The 22,574-nt window shown below is 74.1% G+C and carries 2 protein-coding genes; both read right to left on the bottom strand.

From position 1 onward, the window contains the following. Positions 1 to 52: 52 nt before the first annotated feature. Positions 53 to 7,663, bottom strand: coding sequence for an amino acid adenylation domain-containing protein (locus ACFWVP_RS04825; protein ID WP_384493594.1), 7,611 nt, complete (start codon positions 7,661 to 7,663; stop codon positions 53 to 55). Then, complete coding sequence (locus ACFWVP_RS04830) at positions 7,660 to 22,200, bottom strand: amino acid adenylation domain-containing protein (RefSeq protein WP_384493595.1); 14,541 nt, start codon at positions 22,198 to 22,200, stop codon at positions 7,660 to 7,662. Before ACFWVP_RS04830 ends, ACFWVP_RS04825 begins: the two co-directional genes overlap by 4 nt. Positions 22,201 to 22,574: the final 374 nt, after the last annotated feature.

Genomic DNA, 22,574 nt, shown 5'->3' on the forward strand with positions numbered 1-22,574 from the left:
GCAGGAGGACGTAGGAGGAGGACGCAGGAGGACAGGGGGGCGGCACGGGGAGCTAGGACGTGGCAGGCGCCGTCCCCGGGCCGGGCAGGAAGCCGGTGCCGTGGAAGTAGGTCAGGTAGCGGTCCAGGACCTCGTCGGTCAGGGGCGGCTGCCGCACACCCAGGGCCGCCAAGGCTCCGGCCGTCCGGCCGGAGTCGAAGCGGCGCCGGTCCGTCGCCCCGGGCCCGGTCCGCGCGCCCTCGTCGCCGAGGAACAACTGCGCCGCGTTGTCGGGTCGCGCCGCGACGCGCGCCTGCCAGTCCGCCGCGGGTACGGTGCGCAGCTCGTGGCCGAGGCGTGCCGCCGCCTCGAAGACCCGCTCCAGGCCCGGCGCTTCGGGGTTGGTGAGGTGGTACGTCTCCGTCCCCGTCCGGCCGGACAGGGAGAGCGCCACCACCGCGGCACCGACGTGGTCCACCGGCACCCAGTCGGTCGTCCCGTACGGCAGGTCCGGCACGGCTCCCGCCTGGAGGCAGCCCTTGACGAGCTGCCACAGCAGGTCGCGTTCCTGGCAGGCACCGGTGGTGGTGTCACCGCTGATGCGGCCGGGCCGGTAAACGGTCACCGGCAGGCCGCGTTCGCGGGCCAGAGCGACGACTCCCTCGGCGACCCACTTGCTCTGCGCGTACCCGTCGGGCAGGCCGGGTGCGGGGCCGGTCGGGGACGACTCCGTGATGGTGACGGGGCCGGGTCCGGTCGCCGGGGCGTAGACGCCCGTGGTCGAGACGTAGTGCATCCCGGGTGAGGCGGAGTCGGCGAGCAGACGCAGCAGTTCCTCGGTGCCGGCCACGTTGGGGGCGCGCAGATCACCGTACGCGGCGGCGAAGTTGACTCGTGCGCCGTTGTGCAGGACGGGGCCGAGCCGGCGGACCAGGGCGGCGCGGTCCTCGGGCGACAGGCCCAGGCCGGGGGCGGCGAGGTCGCCGGGGAGGGGGCGGACCAGGTCCGCGTACCGGGGGCGCCACAGGCCGTAGCGCTCCAGGTTGGACCGCAGGCGGTACGCCGCGCTCCGCTCGTCCCCGGCCCGTACGAGGCAGTCGACCGGCCCGTCGGTGGCCTCGATCAGGTCGCGCAGGAGGAAGGCGCCGAGGAAGCCGGACGCTCCGGTCAGCAGGGGCCTGGCCGAAGGGCGGGAGGCCCCGCGGGCGGGGGCGGGCACCGAGGCCGGACCCGTTGTGCCCTCGGCCGGGCGGAGCCGGGTGCCGGACGCGCCGTCCCGGCCCGTGCCGGTGATGTCCGCCGCCAGCCGGATCTCGGCCGCGAGGTCCGGCACGGCGGCACCGCGGTCCTGGCCCTCCTCCCCCGCGGCGCGTCCCAGGAGGCGGTCGACGCCCTCGACGGTGGGCGCCGCGAACAGGGCCCGCAGGGAGGGGCGATGACCGCACCGTTCCCCGATCCGCCGTGCCAGGGACACGGCGAGCAGCGAGTGGCCGCCGAGCGCGAAGAAGTCGTCCGTGACGCCGACCTCGGGCACGCCGAGCGTCTCCGCGAACACCTCGCACAGGGCGCGCTCACGCGCGGTGCCCGGCGCACGGCCTCCGGCCGGTACGGCATGCACGGGTGCGGGCAGGGCCCGCCGGTCGGTCTTGCCGTTGGGGGTGACGGGCAGGGCGTCGAGACGTACGTGCGCGGCGGGGACCATGTGCGCGGGCAGGGTCGCGGCGAGGTGCGCGCGCACCCCGTCCCCGTCGGGGCCCGTCTCACCGTCCGCGGCCACGGTGTACACGACGAGGCGCCGGTCGCCGGGCCGGTCCTCACGGACGGCGGCGCAGGCCGCGGCGACACCGGGCAGGGCGCCGAGCGCTGCCTCGATCTCACCGAGTTCGATGCGGAAGCCGCGGAGTTTGACCTGGTCGTCGACCCGGGAGACGTAGACGAGTTGGCCGTCCGCCGTCCAGCGCACCAGGTCGCCGGTGCGGTACATGCGGCCGCCCGTCCGGTCGGACGGATCGGCCACGAAGCGCGACGCGGTCAGTGCGGCACGGCCGTGGTAGCCGCGGGCCACACCCTCGCCTGACACGTACAGTTCGCCGACGACGCCGGGCGGCACGGGTTCCAGCCGGTCGTCCAGGACATGGACCCGGGTGCCGTCGACGGGGGCACCGATGGGCACGGTGCGGTCGGGGGCGAGCGGCCCGTCCGCGTGCTGGAAGCCGCTCATGGTGGCGCAGACGGTGGTCTCGGTCGGGCCGTACGCGTTGACGAGGAACCGGTCCCGCGCCCAGGTGTGCACCAGGGCAGGCGGGCACGCCTCACCGGCGAGGACCATCGTCGTGCCGGCGGGGAGCGAGCCGGGCGGCATCACCGCGAGCGCGGGGGGCGGCAGGGTGAGGTGGGTGATGCCCCGGTCGCGGACCAGGGCCGCGAGGGTGGGGCCGGGCAGCAGGGCGTCGCGTTCGTCGATCTCCAGGCAGGCCCCGGAGAGCAGTCCCATGCACAGCTCCCAGAACGCGGCGTCGAAGCTGACGGATGCCATGAGCAGCACCCTGCTGTCGGGGGTGACGCGCAGCCGTTCGCCCTGGGTGCGGGCCATGGCGCCGGCACCCCGGTGGGTGACGACGACGCCTTTGGGGCGCCCGGTGGAGCCGGAGGTGTAGATGACGTACGCCGGGTGCGCCGGGAGCGGGGACGGGACGGGCGTGCGGGCGTTGTCCTCCAGGTCGCCGGTGTACAGGTGCGGCACCGGGGAACCCGGGAGCCGGCGGTGGACGTCGGGAGTGGTGAGGAGCAGCCGGGGCGCGGCGTCGTCGAGCATGTAGGACAGGCGCGGGGCGGGGTAGTCGGGGTCGAGCGGCACGTAGGCGGCCCCGGCCTTGAGGACGCCCAGCAGGGCGACGACGAGGTCGTTGGTGCGGGGCAGGGCGACGGCGACCCGGTCCTCCGGGCCGATACCGCGTGCCGCGAGGTGACGGGCGAGGACGTCGGCGCGGGTGTTCAGCTCGCCGTAGGTGAGGGTGGTGGTGGCGTCGCGGACCGCCGGGGCGCCGGGCGTGCGCCGGGCCCACCGCTCGAAGAGCGTGGGGACCGTCGCCCCGGGCAGGCCGTCGGCCGGCCCGGTGCCCCAGGCGGTGAGGCGGGTGCGCTCGGCGGCGGTGAGTACGTCGTAGGCGCGCAGCGGGCGGTCGGGGTCGGCGGTGACGGCGTCGAGCAGCAGGACGAGCCGGTCGGCGAGGTCTCGGACCGTCGCGGCGTCGAAGAGTTCCGTGGCGTAGTCGACGGCGGCCTGCATGCCGCTGGGCGCACCGCTGTCGTCGTACGTCTCGGTGAAGGTGAACGACAGGTCGAATTTGCTGACCCCGGGGTCGACCGGCAGGCCGCCGACGGTGAGGCCGGGCAGGTCGAGGCCGGCGGCGGGGGTGTGGTTCTGGAGGACGAGCATGGTCTGGAAGAGCGGATGGTGGTTCTGCGAGCGTGCGGGGTTGAGCAGTTCCACCAGGCGCTCGAAGGGGACGTCCTGGTGCGCGTAGGCGGAGAGGTCGAATTCCCTCACCCGGTCCAGGAGTTCGAGGAAGGTCGGGTCACCCTTCAGGTCGGTGCGCAGCACCAGGGTGTTCACGAAGAAGCCGACGAGGTCCGAGGCTGCTTCGTCGGTCCGTCCGGCGACGGCCGTGCCCAGCGGGATGTCGTCGCCGGCGCCGTGCCGGGACAGCAGGGTCGACAGGGCGGCCTGGAGCACCATGAAGACGCTGCATCCGCGGGTGCGGGCGAGGTCCGCGATCCGGCCGGCGGTGGCGCCGTCGACGGCGAAGTCGTGGGTGGCACCGGTGTGCCGGGGGGCGGCGGGGCGCGACCGGTCCCACGGCAGTTCCACCATCTCCGGCATTCCGGCCAACGCGTTCTTCCAGTGGGCGAGTTGGCGCGAGAGGAGGCTTTCCGGGTCGTGCTCGTCGCCGAGCAGACGGCGCTGCCAGAGGGTGTGGTCGGCGTAGTCGACGGGAAGCGGGGCCCGGACGGGGGCCCCGTCGTGGAGGCGGGCGCGGTAGGAGAGGCCCAGGTCATGGGCGAGTGGCGCCAGGGACGAGCCGTCGGCGGCGATGTGGTGGATCACGAGCACCAGGACGTGGGCGTCCTCGGCCAGGCGCAGCAGGGTCGCCCGGAGCGGGAGGCGGTGCTCGATGTCGATCGGTTCGGTGGCGGCGGCCCTGAGCCGGTCGGCGAGCTTGTCCTCGTCGACGGGTTCCAGGACGAACGGGAGGTGGACGTCGTCCGGGGCGGTGATGACCTGGTGCGGTCCGTGGACACCCTCGGGGAACACGGTGCGCAGGGCCGCGTGCCGGGTCACGACGTCCCGCAGTGCGCCGCGCAGGGCTTCCGTGTCGAGCGGCCCGTCGACGCGCACGGCGAACGGGATGTTGTATGTCGCGGAGGGGCCTTCGAGCCGGTGGAGGAACCACAGCCGCTGCTGGGCGTACGACAGTGGGAGCGTGGCGGGGCGTTCCTGCGGGAGGAGGGCGGGGCGGGCGGGGCGGCCCGCGTGCTCCAGGGCTGTGGCGAGCGCGGCGACGGTGGGGTTCTCGAAGAGGGTGCGGATCTCGGTCTCGGTGTCCAGGGTGGTGCGGACGCGGCTCACCAGGCGGGTGGCGAGCAGCGAGTGGCCGCCCAGGGCGAAGAAGCTGTCGTCGATGCCGACACGGGCCACGCCGAGTACGTCGGCGAACAGTCCGGCGAGGATCTCCTCCAGGGCGCCGCGCGGCGGCCGGCCGGCGGCGCCGGACGGGGTGACGGGTGCGGGCAGGGCCGCCCGGTCGAGCTTGCCGTTGGGGGTGAGCGGCAGCGCGTCGAGGGGCTGGATGACGGCCGGAACCATGTAGGCGGGCAGGTGGCGGCCGACGTGCGCGGCGAGGGGGCCGGGGTCGGGGACGTGTCCGGGTGCGGGGACGACGTAGGCGGTGAGGGTGCGGTCGCCGGGCAGGTCCTCACGGACCATCACGCAGGCGGCGTGCACGGACGGGTCGGCGCGGAGCACCGTCTCGATCTCGGCCGGTTCGATGCGGTGGCCGCGCAGTTTGATCTGCTGGTCGGCCCGGGCCACGTACCGCAGGGTGCCGTCGGTGCCCTGGCGCACCAGGTCGCCGGTGCGGTACATGCGCGTCCCGGTGCGGGTGAACGGGTCGGCGACGAACCGGGTGGCCGTGAGGCCGGGGCGTCCCAGGTAGCCGCGCGCGACACCGGCTCCCGCGACGTACAGCTCGCCCTCGGCGCCGGACGGCACGGGCCGCATGGCCGCGTCCAGGACGTAGGCGCGCATGCCGTCGATCGGCCGGCCGATCGGGGCGGCGGCCCGGGGGTCGTCGTCGGCCCGGACGCGGTGGACGGTGGCGAACGTGGTGGTCTCGGTGGGCCCGTAGACGTGCAGGACCGTGGTGCCGGGGTGGGCGGCGGCCAGCCTCTGGAGGACGCCGGGCGCGGCGGCCTCGCCGCCCGTGGCGACCAGGCGCAGGCGGCCGAGGGCGCCGGGGTCGGTGTCCACGATGACGTTGAACAGGGCCGCCGTCAGGAACGCCGCCGTCAGGCCGTACCGGTCGGCGAGGTCCCGGAGCGTGGCGGGCGGGAGCGTGCCTCCGGGGGCCACGACGACACGTCCGCCGTTGAGGAGGGGCGCCCAGATCTCGAAGGTGGACGCGTCGAAGACGTACGCCGAGTGCAGCAGGACGGCGTCGGCGGCGCCGTCGCCCCATCTCCGGTCGGCGGCGAGGGCGGTGATGTCGGCGTGGGTGACGCCGACACCCTTGGGCAGCCCGGTGGAGCCGGAGGTGAACATCACGTACGCGAGCCGGGCGCCGCCCCTGACCGTGGGCAGGACTCCGGGGGCGGCCGGTCCGCCGTCCAGGACCCGGCCCGCGGCGTCGACCGTCACGAGGGTGACGTCGGGACCGAGCCGGCGCACCCAGGGGAGGGTGCGGGTGGTCCCGTCGACGATCAGGGTGCGCAGGGCGGCCACCTCGGCGACGCGGGCCAGGCGTTCGGTGGGCCAGCTCGGGTCGAGGGGCACGTAGGCGGCGCCCGCGCGCAGTGCTGCGAGGGAGGCGGTGACCTGGGCTGTCGAGCGGCCCAGCAGGATGCCCACGCCGTCCTCGTCGCCGGTCCCGAGCCCTGTCAGAGTGCCGGCCAACGCTGCTGCGAGAGACTGGAGCTGACGATAGGTCAGCGTCTCCCCCGCACCGGTCACGGCCACCGCGTCCGGCCGGTGGGCGGCGTGACGGGCCACCGCGTCCGGGACGCTCGTGTCCGTGGCCCCGGCCGGGAGTTCGGCACCGTTCCCTCGGGCGACGAGCGCCTCGCGTTCGCCGTCCAGGAGGAGGGGGAGGGCGCCGACGCGGCCGTCGAGCCCGTGCGCCATCGCCGTGAGCAGCCGCCGCGTACGGTCGACCGTACGGGCCACCTCCTCGCGGTCGAGGGAGCCGGCCCGGAAGCCGAAGGTGATCCTCAGGGCGTCGCCCGGGGCGATGGTGAGGGTGAGCGGGTAGTGGGCCGCGTCCGTACCGCTGAACCCGGTGACGGCGAGGCCGGGCAGTCCTCGCTGTGCGGTGCGCAGGGCCTCGTCGTCCATCGGGTAGTTCTCGAACACGGCCAGTGTGTCGAAGAGTTGGTCCAGGCCGGTGACTCCGTGGATCTCGGTCAGGCCCACGTACTGGCTGCCGAGGAGCCGGCCCTGTTCCTCCTGGAGCCGGGTCAGGAGCGCGACCAGGGTTTCGCCGGGCGCCGGGCGGAGCCGTACGGGCACGGTGTTGATGAACAGGCCGACCATGGACTCGACACCGGGGATCTCCGGCGGGCGGCCGGACACGGTGGTGCCGAACACCACGTCGGTGCGGCCGGTGAGGTGGGCGAGCAGCAGGCCCCAGGCGCCCTGGACCACTGTGTTGAGGGTGAGCCGGTGGGCGCGGGCCGTCTCGCGCAGCCGGTGCGTCGTGGCCGGGTCCAGGTCGAGGACCAGGGTCTCGGGCAGGTCACCGGCCCCCTGGGTGTCTGTCCCGCCGGGCCCGGCGAGCAGGGTCGGGGCCTCGATTCCGGCCAGGGCCGTGCGCCAGGCGTCCAGGGCGGCCGGGCGGTCCTGCCGGGCCAGCCAGACGAGGTAGGAGCGGTAGGGGGCGACACGCGGCAGTGCGCTGTCGTCGCCCCCGCTCGCGTACAGCTCGAACAGTTCCCGTACGAGGAGGGGCATCGACCATCCGTCGAGCAGGATGTGATGGCTCGTCATAACGAGCCGGTGGCGCAGCGGCGCGGTGCGCACCAGGGTGAACCGCATCAGCGGCGGGGTGGTGAGGTCGAAGCGGCGGGTGCGGTCGGCCGCGAGGAAATCGGCGAGGCGTTCCTCGATCGTGCCCGTGCCGTCGGCCCCTGTCAGGTCCAGCTCCTCCAGCGGTACGGGCACGTCGGCTGCGACGGCCTGCACGGGCTCGTCCAGGCCCTCGTGGAGGAAGCCGACCCGGAGGTTCGCGTGCCGCCGCAGCAATCCGCCGACGGCCGCGTGCAGCGCGGGGACCCCGACGGGGCCTTCGAGATCGAAGACGAACTGCGCGGTGTAGACGTCCACGGCGTGGGAGTCGTACAGCGCGTGGAAGAGCATGCCTGCCTGTAACGGCGTCAGCGGCAGTACGTCCTCGAGTCGGAACCCGGTCACTTGCGTCCACCCCACTTGATCTGCAGTCGGTCGATCTGGGCCTGGTCGAGCGAGACCAGGGGAAGGTCGGACGGCGTCCAGCCACCCGCGTCGGGTCGTTCGGCGTGTTCGGCGATCGCGCGCAGGGCACGGGCGAACGCGTCGGTCAGGGCGCCCACGTCCTCCTCCTTCAGGAGGTCGCTGGGCCAGGTCCAGCGGGTCACCAGGCGCGGGCCGTCCGGCAGGTCCTCGGTGTGCGCGTTGATGTCGAGGACGTGATGGACGGGCATGTCCGGGTCCTGGCTGCGCGGCCCGCCGCCGTCGAGCTGTACGTCCCAGTCGGCGACCGCGCCCCCGTCCGCGTGCGGGGCGGCGTACCGCCCGAGGTAGTTGAAGCCGATCTGTGGGTCGGTCGCGGTGGCCAGCCGGGGGCCCGTCGCCGGGTTGAGGTGGCGCAGCATCCCGTAGCCGACACCGTGGTCGGGCACGGCCCGCAGCTGTTCCTTGACGCTTTTGACGGCGCGTTCGACCAGAGCCGGGTCGAAGTGTGCGGGGTCGCGGGCGTCGACGGGACCGGGGTCGAGGCGGACCGGGTAGAGGCTGGTGAACCAGCCGACCGTGCGGGACAGGTCGATGTGCTCGGCGATCTGCTCGCGGCCGTGGCCCTCCAGGTCGAGGAGGACTCCGGTGTCGTCCGGCCGGGGCCCGCCCGCCCTGGCGGCCCGTTCCGCACGCCAGGAGCGGACGGCGAGGGCGAGGCCGGTGAGCAGTACGTCGTCCACCCCGGCGTGGAAGGCGCCGGGGACGGTGCTGAGCAGCGGCTTCGTCCAGGTGGCGGGCAGATGGGTGACCAGGGTGCGCGTCCGGTCGGCGGTGTCCAGGTCGGGGTCCGGCGGGCGGTAGCCCAGCTGCGGGTCGGGGGTACTCGACACGGCTTCCCACAGGGGGAGTTCCGACTCCCGTGCGGCGGTCCGCGCCTGCGACGCGAGGAGTCGCGCCCAGCTCCTGTACGGGGTGGTGACGGCGGGCAGTACCGAGGCCGCGGCGGGACGCCCGCCGTCGGCGACGGCGTGCCACGCGGTGGCGAGGTCGGCGGCGAGGATGCGCCAGGACACGGCGTCCACGGCCAGGTGGTGCACGACGAGCAGCAGACGTCCGCGGGTGTGGGGTCCGGCGTCGCACCAGACCGCCTCGACCACGTGTCCGTCGGCCGGCCGCAGCCGGCCGCGGACCTGTTCGCCGGCGTCGGTGACGGCGGTGCGGACGGCGTCCGCGTCGAGGCCCGTGACATCGACCCGGGTGAGACGGCTGCGGGCGCGCACTGTTCCGGGCGGCAGGGCTTCGAGGACGGGTTCGCCCCCGGCGGGCCGGGTGACCCGCATGCGGAGCATGTCGTGGTGGTCGACGACGATCTGGAGGGCGGCGGCGAGGGTGTCCTCGTCGGCGCCGGCGGGTGTGTACAGCACCCCGGACTGGTTGTAGCCGTCGGTGCCGGACCGGGCGAGGAGCCAGGCGGCGATGGGCGTCGGCGGCATCTCGCCGGTGCCCTGTTCGGCCGGTGCGGCGGTGGTCCGGTCGAGTGCGGTGGCGACGGCCGCGATGGCCTCCGGCGTGCGGTGGACGAAGACGTCGCGCGGCGTGACGCCGAGGCCTGCCTCGCGTACACGGCTCACGAGCTGGATGGAGAGGATGCTGTCGCCGCCGAGCGCGAAGAAGTCGTCGTCGGTGCGGACGGCGGGGGTGCGCAGGACCGAGGCGAACACGTCGCACAGGACGTGTTCCTGCGGTGTGCGCGGCTGCCCGCCGGACCGGGTGGCGGCGGGCCGTACGGGGACGGGCAGGGCACGCCGGTCGGTCTTGCCGTTGGGCAGCAGCGGCAGCGCGTCGAGGGCGACGAACACGGCGGGCACCATGTACGGCGGCAGGGCCGACGCCAGCCGGGCGCGCAGTTCGCTGTCGGTGGGTGACGTGGCACCGCCGCGCGGGTCGGCGACGGTGTAGGCGACCAGGCGCCGCTCCCCCGGCCGATCCTCGCGGACGACGGCGCAGGCGGCGGCGATGCCGTCGAGAGCGGTGAGGGCCGCCTCGATCTCGCCGAGTTCGATGCGGAAGCCGTGCAGCTTGACCTGGTCGTCGGCGCGGGAGACGTAGGTGAGCAGTCCGTCGGCGTCCCGGCGGACGAGGTCGCCCGTGCGGTACATGCGGCTCCCGTCGGGGCCGTACGGATCGGCGACGAACCGTGCGGCCGTCAGGCCGGGGCGGCCGAGGTAGCCGCGCGCGAGGCCGTCGCCCGCGAGGCAGAGCTCACCGGTGACGCCCGTCGGCACGTGCCGGAGGCCGCCGTCCAGGACGTAGGCGCGGGTGTTGTCGACGGGACGGCCGAGCGGGACGCTCCCCTCACCCGCGGGTGTGTCCGGCCGCAGGTGGTGGGCGGTGGCGTCGATGGTCGCCTCGGTGGGCCCGTACAGGTTGTGCACCTCGGTCCGCCAGGCCCGTGCGACGCGTGCTGCCAGGGACCGGGGCAGGGGTTCACCGCCGCAGAGGACGGCCCGCAGGGTCGTGGGCGTCTCGCCGGGGCCGGTCTCGGTGAGGACGACGGAGAGGTGCGAGGGCACGAACTGGGCGATGGTCGCACCCGTGTCACGGATCCGGGCCAGCAGTCCGGCCGGGTCGTGGTTGACGGCCGGCGGCACGGGGCAGGTGGAACCGCCGTGCAGCAGCGGCAGCCAGGTCTCCCAGACCGAGGCGTCGAAGCTCGGCGAGGTGCGCGCGAGGACCCGGTCGTCGCCGGTGAGGCCGAGGTGGCCGGCCATCCACGCCATGTGGTTGGTCAGGGAAAGGTGCGTGACCACGACACCCTTGGGACGGCCGGTGGAGCCCGAGGTGTAGATGACGTACGCCGCGTCGCGCGGGCCCGGCGCGGCGGCGGGCGGTGCGGAGCGTCCGGTGGACCAGCCGGACCGGTCGTCGAGCGCGAGGCAGGGCACGGTGTGGCCGTACCGCGCGGCGCGGTCCGTGCCGTGGGTGAGGAGCAGCGCCGGGCGGGCGTCGTCGAGCATGTAGGTGATGCGCGCCTCGGGGTACTCCAGGTCGACCGGCAGGTAGGCGGCCCCGGCCTTGGCCACCGCCAGCATCGCGACGACCTGGTCGACGGTGCCGTCCAGTGCGAGGGCCACGAGATCGCCACGGCCGATGCCCCGGTCGTACAGGTGGTGCGCCAGGTCGTCGGAGAGCAGGTCGAGTTCACCGAAGGTGAGGTGGTGCCCGCCGTCCCGTACGGCGATCTCCGCGGGCGTCCGGGCGCACTGCGCGCGGAACGCCTCGGGGGCCGTGCGCGCCGTCACGGGCCGTTCCGGGCCGTGCGCGGCGCGTTCCAGGTGCTGCCGCTCGGCCGTTTCCAGGACGTCGACGGTGTGGACGCGGCGGCCAGGGTCGGCGGCGAGCGAGGCGAGCAGGCGGGTCAGCCGGGCGGCCAGCGCGTGCGCGGTGGGACGGGCGAACAGTTCGGTGGAGAACTCCAGGACGCCGTCGAGGCCGGCGGGCCGGCCCGGGCCGTCGTGTGTCTCGGTGAAGGTGAAGGTCAGGTCGAACTTGCTGATGCCGGTGTGCACGGGCTGCTGCGTCACCGTGAGACCGCGCAGGTCGACCGTGGTGTCCCCGTGGTTCTGGAGGACGAGCATGGTCTGGAACAACGGGTGGTGGTTCTGCGCCCTGACCGGTCTCAGCGCGTCGACGAGCCGCTCGAACGGCACGTCCTGGTGTGCGTAGGCGGCCAGGTCGAACTCCCTGACACGGTCGATCACCTCACCGAAGGTGGGGTCGCCGCTCAGGTCGGTGCGCAGGACGAGGGTGTTGACGAAGAAGCCCACCAGGTCGTCGAGGGCCTCGTCGGTGCGTCCGGCGACGGCGGTACCGAGCGGGATGTCCTCACCGGCGCCGTGCCGGGAGAGGAGGACCGACAGTGCGGCCTGGAGCACCATGAAGAGGCTGCATCCGTGGGCGCGGGCGAGATCCACGAGGGCCCGGTGGGTGTCAGCGCCGACGGGGAAGGCGAACGCGTCGCCGCTGTACGCCGTCACGGCGGGGCGCGGCCGGTCGCAGGGCAGGTCGAGCAGGTCGGGGGCGCCGGCGAGAGCGGTGCGCCAGAAGTCGAGCTGACGGGCGGCCTGGCTGGACGGGTCGTCCTCGGCTCCGAGGAGTTCGCGCTGCCACAGGGTGTAGTCCGCGTACTGGACGCGGAGTTCCGTCCAGGCGGGTTCCTCGCCGTCGGCACGTGCCCGGTACGCCCCGCCGAGGTCACGGGCCAGCGGGGCGAGGGACCAGCCGTCGCCCGCGATGTGGTGGACGACCAGAACCAGGACGTGGGCCTCCGCGCCGAGCCGCACCAGCCGGGCCCGTACGGGCAGTTCGGTGCTCACGTCGAAGGCATGCGCCACCTCGGCGGCCAGGATCTCGTCGAGTCGGGCGGGGTCGGTGTCACGGGGTGTCAGGTCGAGGTCGGCGCCGTCGGCGCCGAGGACGAGCTGGCGTGCCACGCCGTCCGTCTGGGGGAAGACGGTGCGCAGGCTCTCGTGGCGCTCGACGACGTCTGCCAGGGCGCTCTCCAGGGCCTCGGCGTCGAGCGGGCCGTCCAGGCGGAGGACGAGGGGCACGTTGTACGTGGCGCTGGGTCCTTCGAGCCGGTTGAGGAACCACAGGCGCTGCTGGGCGAAGGACAGCGGCAGCGGATCGGGGCGGCTCCCGGCGCGTTCCAGGGGTCTTCTCGCCCGGTCGGCACCGTCCAGTACGGCGGCGAGCGCGGCCGGGGTGGGGTGTTCGAAGAGGGCCTTGACCTGGATCTCCACTGCGAGCTTGGTGCGGATGCGTGCGGCCAGGCGGGTGGCGAGCAGGGAGTGGCCGCCCAGGTGGAAGAAGTCGTCGTCCACGCCCGCTCCGTCGAGGCCGAGCACGTCGGCGAAGAGCCCGCACAGGATCTCCTCTCGGGCGGTGCGGGCCGCGCGCCCGCGGACCGGGGCGTGGTGCTCGGGCGCGGGCAGGGCGCGCCGGTCGACCTTGCCGTTGAGGGTCAGCGGCAGTGCGTCGAGCAGCACGAAGGAGGAGGGCACCATGTAGGCGGGCAGGGACCGGCCGACGGTTCGGGCGAGGTCGCGGGGGTCGGGCCGTGTGCCGGCGGCGGGCACCACGTACGCGACGAGCCGCCGGTCGCCCGGGGTGTCCTCGCGGACGACGGCGAAGGAGTCGGCGACTCCCTCGCCGCAGGCCAGCACGCCCTCGATCTCGCCGAGTTCGATGCGGTAGCCGCGCAGCTTCACCTGGCCGTCGGCTCGGCTGACGTAGGCGATCTGCCCGTCCGGGGTCCATCGGACCAGGTCTCCGGTGCGGTACATCCGCCCGCCCGCAGGGTCGAACGGGTCGGCCACGAAGCGCGCGGCGGTCAGGCCCGGAAGCCGGGTGTACCCGCGTGCCACGCCGCGTCCGGCGAGGTACAGCTCACCCACGACGCCCGGCGGGACCGGGCCCAGGGAGCCGTCCAGGACGTACAGGCGCATGCCGTCCAGGGCGCGTCCGACGGGCGGCGGGCCCGGCGGCAGGTCGGCCGGCACGTCGTAGCGGGTGGCGAAGGTGGTGGTCTCGGTGGGCCCGTAGACATGGAGGACGCGTGCGCCGCGCGCGGTGCCGGCGACCCGCTGCATCGCGTCCGGGGAGGCCAGCTCCCCTCCGGCGCAGATGAGCCGGAGTCCGTCGAACGCGCCTGGGTCCGTCTCGGCGATCACGTTGAACAGGGCGGTCGTCAGGAAGACCGCGGTCACTCCCTCCTCGTGGACGGCATCGCCGAGGGCCCGGGCGTCGAGGGCGCCGTCGGGTGCGACGACGACCCGGCCGCCGCGCAGGAGCGGGGCCCAGATCTCGAAGGTGGAGGCGTCGAAGACGTACGCCGAGTGCATCAGCACCGCGTCGGCGCGGCCGTCGTCCCAGGCGGAGTCGGCGGTGAGCGCGACCACGTCGGCGTGTGTGACCCCGACGCCCTTGGGCAGGCCGGTCGAGCCGGAGGTGAACATGACGTAGGCGAGGGCCTGGGAGCCGGGCACGGCGGCCGGACGGCCCGGCCGCTCGGGTGCGCCGCGCAGGATCCGGCCGAGCCGGTCCACGACCAGGACGGGCATCCGGCGGGCGGCCGCGGTCACCCAGGGGGCCAGGAGGGCGTCCTCGTCGACGACGAGCACGCGCACCTCCGCCACTCCGGCGACCTGGTCGAGCCGTTGCTCGGGCCAGCGGGCGTCCAGCGGTACGTACGCACCGGCCGCGCGGACCGTGCCGAGGGACACGGACACGACGGCGGGCGATCTCGTGAGCAGGACCCCGACACCGGACTCGGGGCCGATGCCGTGGCCCGCCAGGGCGGCGGCGAGGTCCGCGGAGATCCGGTCGAGTCCCGCGTAGCTGAGGGTGGTGCCGTCGCCGGTGACGGCCGGGGCGTCAGGGGTGCGGTGCGCCTGGGCGGCGAACAGCGCGGGCAGCGTGGCGTCCGCGGGCAGACCGCGGCCGGTGCCCCAGTGGGTGACGCGGGCGTGCTCGTCCGATGTCAGCAGGTCGTAGCCCGCCAGGGGCAGGCCGGGGTCGGCCGCCACCTGTTCCAGGAGGCGGACCAGGCGGGCGGCGAGCGTCTCGACGGTGGTCCGGTCGAAGAGGGCGGTGGCGTACTCGATCCCGGCGGTGAGACCGCCCTCGGCCGGCTGCTCCCCGGCCCGGTCCTGAGTCCGCTCCTCCGCCCGCTCCTCCGCGAAGGCGAAGGTGAGGTCGAATTTGCTCAGGCCGTTGTGGACGAGACGGTCCTCGACGGTGAGACCCGGGAGTTCGGGGCGGACGGACTCCTGGTTCTGCAGGACCAGCATGGTCTGGAACAGCGGGTGGTGGTTGCGCGCCCGGACGGGGTTGACACTCTCGACGAGACGCTCGAAGGGCACGTCCTGGTGCATGAAGGCGGCCAGGTCGAACTCCCGCACACGTACGAGCAGTTCACGGAACGTCGGATTGCCGGACAGGTCCGTGCGCAGGACGAGCGTGTTGACGAAGAACCCGACCAGGTCCTCCAGTGCCTCGTCCGTGCGCCCGGCGACGGGTGAGCCGAGCGGAATGTCCTCCCCCGCGCCGTGCCGGTGCAGCAGGGTGGCCACCGCCGCCTGGAGCACCATGAACAGGCTGCTGCCGGACTCCCGCGCCAGGCGCAGGAGCCGGGTGTGCAGCGGGGCCGGTACGTCGAAGGTGTGGACCGCTCCTTTCGGATCGGTCTCGGCGGGGCGCGGCCGGTCCAGCGGCAGGTCGATCAGTCCCGGCAGGCCCGCGAGGGCGGTGTGCCAGTGGTCGAGCTGCTGCCGCATCAGGCTCTGCGGCATGGCGTCGTCGCCCAGGGCGGCGTGCTGCCAGAGGGTGTAGTCGGCGTACTGGAGCGGGGTACCGGCGGCCGGTTCGGGCTCCCGTCCCGCGAGCCGGGCCCGGTAGGCGTCGCCGAGGTGGCGGGTGAGCGGGGCGAGCGACCAGCCGTCGCCCGCGATGTGGTGCAGGACGAGCACCAGGACGTGACGGCCGGGTGCGGAGCGCAGGAGCAGGGCGCGCAGCGGCAGGTCGACGACGACGTCGAACGGCTCGCGCACGGCGGCCAGCACGGCCGCCTCCAGACCGCCGGGAGCGATGCTCACGACGGGCAGCGGGGGCGTGGCGGTGTCGGCGGCGAGAACCGACTGACGGGGCACGCCGTCCCGTTCGGGGAACAGGGTGCGCAGTGCCTCGTGCCGTTCCACGACGTCGCGCAGGGCGGAGCGCAGGGCGTCCGTGTCCAGGGCGCCTTCGAGTTCGAGTACGAGCGGGATGTTGTAGGCGGAGCTGGGGCCTTCGAGGCGGTTGAGGAACCACAGGCGCTGCTGCGCGAAGGACAGCGGCAGCGGATCGGGCCGCTGCGCCACGGCCACCACCGGCGGACGGGCCCGGCCAGGAGCGTCGAGGGCGCGGGCCAGACCGGCGACGGTCGGCTGCTCGAAGAGTGTGCGTACGGCGATCTCGACGCCCAGGACCGCGCGGACGCGGCTGACGACGCGCATGGCGAGGAGCGAGTGCCCGCCGAGGTCGAAGAAGCTGTCGTGCGGGCCCACCGGGGACCGGCCCAGGACGTCGGCGAAGATGCCGGCGAGCAGGTCCTCCTGAAGGGTGCGTGGCCCCTGTCCGGCAGAGGAGTCGGTGTCCGGCTCGGGCGCCGGAAGGGCGCGCAGGTCCACCTTGCCGTTGGGCAGGAGCGGGAGGTCGTCCAGGACGACGACGGCGCCGGGCACCATGTAGTGCGGGAGGGTCTCGGCGAGTGCGTCGCGCAGGGCGACCGGGCGCGGGGCCGGGTCGCCGGTGACGGCGTAGGCGACGAGGCGGCGCAGGCCGGGTATGTCCTCCCGGATGACGGCGCGGGCGGCCGTGACACCGGGGCATGCGAGGAGTGCGGCCTCGACCTCGCCCAGCTCGATGCGGAAGCCGCGGAGCTTGACCTGGTCGTCGGCGCGGGCCACGTAGTCGAGCAGACCCTGCCCGTTCCACCGTACGAGGTCGCCCGTCCGGTACATGCGGGCGCCGGTGGCGTCGAACGGGTCGGCGACGAACCGTGCGGCGGTCAGGCCCGGGCGGTCCAGGTAGCCGCGGGCGAGGTTGGGGCCCGAGAGGTACAGCTCCCCGGTGACACCGGACGGTACGGGGCGCAGCCGGCTGTCGAGGACGTAGCCACGCATGGTGTCGACGGGGCGGCCGATGGTGACGGCCTCGGACGGGGTGCCGGAGCCGTCCTGTACGCCGTTCCCCGGGCGGGCGGCGCGGTGTGCGGTCGCGTCGATGGCCGTCTCGGTCGGCCCGTAGAGGTTGTGCACCTCGGCCTGCCACAGGTCGACGACGTCGTCGGCGAGGGCGCGCGGCAGTGGTTCGCCGCCGCACAGGACCGCGCGCAGGGCGGGGAGCGGTGCGGCGTGTGCCGCCTCGGTGAGGACGAGGGCGAGGTGCGAGGGCACGAACTGGGCGACGGTGACGCCGAATCGGCTCATCCAGGAGACCAGGGCGCGCGGTTCGCGGTTGACGCCGTGGGGCAGCACACAGACCTCGGCACCGTTCATCAGCGGGAGCCACAGCTCCCACACGGAGGCGTCGAAGCTGGTGGAGGTGCGGGCCAGCACCCGGTCGTCCGGGGTGACGGCCAGGTGCCCCGCCATCCAGGCCATGTGATGGGCCAGGGCGGTGTGCGGCACGACCACGCCCTTCGGACGGCCGGTGGAGCCCGACGTGTAGATGACGTACGCGGGGTCCGCCGGGTGCGGGGCGTGCCGGAGGGGCACGACGGGGCCGGTGGGACGGGCGGCCGGGTCGTCGAGGGCGAGCCACGGTACGGCGCAGTCGGGCAGACCGGGATGGACGGCCGTGGTGGTGAGCAGCAGGGCGGGCCGGGCGTCGTCGAGCATGTGCCGGATGCGGGCGGGCGGGTACTCCGGATCGACGGGCACGTAGGCGGCTCCGGCCCGCAGCACGGCCAGCATGGCGACGGCGGTGTCCACGGACGGGGGCGCGGCGATGGCCACCCTGCCCTCCCGGCCCGCGCCGCGCTCGCGCAGGAGATGGGCGAGGGCGTCGGCGCGTGCGTCGAGCTCCGCGTAGGTGAGGCTGGTGCGCGCGTCGCGCACGGCGACGGCGTGAGGGGTGCGCGCGGCCTGTTCCCGGACCGCCTCGGGGACGGTGCGGGTGGGCAGCGGCCGTTCCGCGCCGCGTCCCTGGGCGAGGAGGCGGTCCCGCTCGCCGGGCGCGAGCGGGTCGAGGTCGCCGACCGGCCGGTCGGGGTCGGTCACGGCCTGGGTGAGGACGCGGGCGAGGCGGGCGCACAGGGCACGGGCGGTGGCGGCGTCGAAGAGGTCGGTGGCGTATTCCAGATAGCCACCGATACCGGCGGGGGTGGCGGGCTCGGCGGATCCTGCGGCTCCGGTGGGACCTGCGGCCCCGGTGGGCCCCGGGGCTCCGGTCGGCTCGGTCAGCTCGGTCGGCTCGGTCAGCTCGGTCAGCTCGGTCAGCTCGGTCAGCTCGGTCAGCTCGGTCAGCGAGAACGTCAGGTCGAACTTGCTGATCCCCGTGTGCCGGGACCGGTCGTGGACGGTGACGCCCGGCAGGTCGAGCTCGGCCCGCTCCTGGTTCTGGAGTACCAGCATGGTCTGGAAGAGCGGATGGTGGTCACCGGACCGCTCGGGGTTGAGGGCCTCCACGATCCGCTCGAAGGGGACGTCACCGTGACTGAGGGCCGCGATGTCGAACTCCTTGACCCGGTCCAGCAGTTCACGGAAGGACGGATCGCCGGACAGGTCCGTCCGCAGGACGACGGTGTTGACGAAGAACCCGACCAGATCGTCCAGGACCTCGTCGCTCCGCCCGGCCACCGCGGTGCCCAGCGGGATGTCCGTACCGGCGCCGTGGGCGTGCAAGGTCACGGCGAGGGCCGCCTGGAGCACCATGAAGGGCGTGCAGCCCGCGGCACGGGCCAGCCGGATGAGCCCGGCGTGCGCGGGAGCGGGCAGCTCGAAGGGGACGGCGCCACCCCGATGACTGGGCACGGCCGGGCGGGGCCGGTCGAGGGGCATGTCCAGCAGGTCGGGGGCGCCGCGCAGCGCCTCCTCCCAGTGGGCGAGCTGGCGTGCGGCCAGACTGTCCGGGTCGCCGTCGTCGCCGAGCAGCCGCCGCTGCCAGAGGGCGTAGTCGGCGTACTGCACGGGCAGCGGGGCCCGTTCGGACGTTCCCGTGTCCTCGGTCCTGGCCCGGTAGGCTGCGCCGAGGTCACGGCAGAGCGGGGCGAGGGACCAGCCGTCCGCGACGACGTGATGGAGGACGAGCACCAGGACGTGGCGGTCGGGGCCCAGGCGGAGCAGGTGGGCGCGGACGGCGGTGTCGCCGGTGAGGTCGAAGGGCGCGGCCGTCAGGCGGCGCACGGTCTCCGCGGCCCAGCCGTCGACGGCCTCCTCGGCCGGGGGCAGTTCGAGAGCCAAGGGGACGAGTGAGGCCGCGTCGCCCGCGTCGCGGATGTCCTGGCGGGCGATGCCGTCGTGCTCGACGAAGACGGTGCGCAGGCTCTCGTGCCGGGCGACCACGTCCGCCAGGCCGCCGCGCAGGGCGTCCGTGTCCAGGGGACCGTCGAGTTCGAGGACGAGCGGGACGTTGTAGGTGTCACCGGGGCCCTCCGCCCGGTTGAGGAACCAGAGGCGCTGCTGCGCGAAGGACAGCGGGACCGCCTCGGGCCGTCGCTGCGGGACGAGGGCGGGCCGTGCCGCCCCTGCGGTGTCGAGGGCGGCGGCCAGGGCGGCGACGGTGGGGTGGTCGAAGAGGGTACGCAGGCCGACTTCGACCCGCAGGGCCGCCCGTACCCGGCCGGTGAGGCGGGTGGCCAGCAGCGAGTGGCCGCCCAGGGAGAAGAAGTTGTCGTCGATGCCGACCGCCGGCACGCCCAGGACGTCGGCGAACAGGCCGGCCAGTACCTCCTCGTACGGGGTGCGCGGGGCGCGACCCGTGGCGGCGACGGCGCGGGGCACGGGCAGGGCGTTGCGGTCCACCTTGCCGTTGGGGTTCAGGGGCAGGGCGTCGAGGGCGACGAACACGGAGGGAACCATGTACGCGGGCAGGGCCCGCCCGACACGGCGGGCCAGAGCGGATTCGTCGGGCCGGGTGCCGGGGGCGGGTACGACGTAGGAGACGAGCCGGCGGTCACCGGGGACGTCCTCGCGGACCAGGACGCAGGCGGCTCGCAGGGCCGGATCGGTGAGCAGGACGTTCTCGATCTCGGCGGGTTCGATGCGGAACCCGCGGAGTTTGATCTGGCCGTCCGCGCGCCCGACGTACTCGATGTCTCCGCGCGCGGTCCAGCGCACGAGGTCACCGGTGCGGTACATACGGCCGCCGTGGGAGTCGTGCGGGTCGGCGACGAACTGGGTCGCGGTCAGGGCTGCGCGGCCCTGGTATCCGCGAGCGACGCCGTGGCCGCTCACGTACAGCTCGCCCACGACGCCTGGCGGCACCATGCCGAGGTGCCCGTCGAGCACGTGGAGGCGCATCCCGTCGAGGGGCCGGCCGATGGGCGGCACGCCCGGCGCGGCTGCGTCGACCGGGTGGCGGGCGGCGAAGGTCGTGGTCTCCGTGGGGCCGTACACGTGCAGGAGGCGCGTGCCGGGCGCTGCGGCGGCCACCCGCTGCATGAGGTCCGGGGACGCCGCCTCGCCACCCGCGGCGACCAGGCGCAGCCCGGCGAACACCTCGGCGCCCGCCTCGGCCATCACGTTGAACAGGGCTGTCGTCAGGAACAGTCCGGTCGCCCCGTGCCGGTCCACCATGTCCCGGAGGACCTGTGCCTCCAGGACTCCGCCGGGTGCGACCAGCACACGGCCGCCGTTCAGGAGGGGTACCCAGATCTCGAACGTGGCGGCGTCGAACACGTAGGCCGAGTGCAGCACCACCGCGTCGGACACCCCGTCCGTCCAGGTGCTGTCGGCTGCCAGCGCGCGGACGTCGGCGTGGGTGACTCCGACGCCCTTGGGCAGACCGGTGGAGCCGGAGGTGAACATCACGTAGGCGAGCCGGTCGCCGCGGATCGCGCCCGGCAGCGGGCCCGGCCGTGGCGGCGCGCCGTCCACGACACGGCCCTTAGCGTCGACGACGAGCACCGGCAGGGTGTCGGCCGTCTTCCGCACCCAGGACAGGCCGGCGGTTGCCTGGTCGACCACCAGGGCACGGACGCGGGCGACTTCCGCGACGCGGCCGAGCCGTTCGTCCGGCCAGGTGGCGTCCATCGGTACGTACGCCGCTCCCGCGCCGACCGCGCCGAGCGTGGCGGACACCATGGCCGCCGAGCGGCCCACGAGGACGCCGACACCGTCCTCGGCACCGATGCCGCGGCCGGCCAGGGCTCCGGAGAGGTCTTCCGCCGTACGGGCCAGCTCCCGGTACGAGAGGGTGACCGCACCGTCCACCACCGCCTGGGCGTCCGGTGTCCGGCGCGCCTGCGCGGCGAACGCCTCCGGCAGACCGGCGGCGACGGCCTCCGGTGGCAGATCGGCGCCGCGTCCGTGCGCGAACAGGGCCTCGGCGGTCGCGTCGTCGAGGAACGGGAGGTCACGCAGGGGCAGTTCGGCGTCCGCGTCGGCCAGGGCGGACAGGAAGGAGACGACGGCCTGCTGATGGAGCCGGAGGTCCTCCGGACGGTACAGCTCCGGGTCGGCGTCGAAGCCGATCAACGGCCCCTTGCCCTCGGCCCGTTCGGAGACGAAGAGCGAAACGTCGTCGACGGGACCGATGGACAGCACACGGGAGGCGCCGGGGCTGCCCGCGAAGTCGAGGTCGAAGTCGTAGCCCATGATGTTGACGACGACACCGGTCAGGCGCGCCGCGCCGTCGGCCATGTTCAGTTCGCGGGCGAGCTGTTCGCGGGAGAAGCGGCGGTGCCGCAGGGCGCCCCGCATCTCGGCGGCCACGGCGCGGACCAGGGTGCCGACCGTCATGTCGGCGGTGACGGTCAGGCGTAACGGCAGGATGTTGGCCGTCATGCCGACGATGTGCCGCAGCCCTCCGTGACGGCCGTTGGAGGCGAGGCCCACGACGACGTCCTGGGAGCCGGTGACCCGACCGACGTAGGCGGCGAGCGCGCTCACGAAGACGGCGGTCCAGCTCGTGCGGTGGGCGGCGGCGAGTCCGCGCAGGCTGTCGAACACGGCGGCGGGCAGGCTCTCGCCGGTGTGCAGCCGCACGTCCGTCGCCTCGGTTACGGCCGTCGACGGGGCGTCGGTGCGCCGGCGGATGAGCGCCCTGCCGCCGTAGGCCTCCGTGCCGTCCCCGCCCGTGCCTCCCGTCCGGCCGGCGGCCAGGTCCGCGAACTTGCCGGTCCAGTAGGCACGGTCGGCCTCGTAGCGGTCCGAGCCGAGGTAGGCCGTCTCGTCGGCCACGAGTTCGCGCAGGGGTGCGGTCGGCGGCTCGACGGCGTCCAGGTCCTCGCCGCGCACGGCGCGCCCGTAGAGGTCGGCCACGGTGCGTGCGAAGACGGCGGCGCCGAGTCCGTCGACGGCTATGTGGTGGAAGCGGACGTACCAGTAGTGCAGCCGGTGGCCGAGACGCAGCAGTGCGAAGTGGTGGTGCGGGGCGTCGAGCCTGTCGACGGTGGCCATGTCGTCGGCCAGGTAGCGTTCGGCCGTGGCGACGGGATCGTCGGCGCCGGACAGGTCGAACACGCGGAGCCGACTGGACTCGCCCGGCGGGCGAGGGACGACACGCTGACGGACGGTATCGCCGCTGGAGACGAACTCGACGTTCAGGCTGTCGCACAGGGCGGCGGCCCGGTCGAGCGCCGCGGCGAACAGTCTCTCGTCGAGGTCTCCGTGGATCTCGAAGCATTCGCCGATGTTGTATTTCGGACTGTCCGGATCGACCAGCTGCCCGTACCGGACACCTTGCTGAGCCATGGTCATCCCGAAGAACTCTTCGGGAGCCGCACCGGAAGCGTCGGAGCCTTTTTCGTGCATGCCGATTCACACCTTTGGGGAGAGTTTTCGGGGACGGTGAAGAAGGCATGGCGAAGCCGACCACACCGGTGCATCATCGATCGCCTACAAGGGCAGGGGAAAGCGACGAAGAACATCGCCGTACCCGTGGCATCAGGCGCTACCGGAGCCCTGCGGACACACTCGCCCGACAGGGATCCCCGTTGTCTTCGCGCGCCGAAGGCGAGTTACGAGGCAGTCCATCGATGGTTTATGCATGCCGCATGAAGGCGGCATGAGCACGTACGACCGAAAGGCGACCGACAGTTGTCCACGTCTGATCGATTCCGCCCGAACGGGAGCGAACTCGATCAGACGGGAGTACCGGAACGCCATCCGGCCTGCGGTCGCACCTT

Source organism: Streptomyces sp. NPDC058637 (genome assembly GCF_042717325.1).
Classification (GTDB): domain Bacteria; phylum Actinomycetota; class Actinomycetes; order Streptomycetales; family Streptomycetaceae; genus Streptomyces.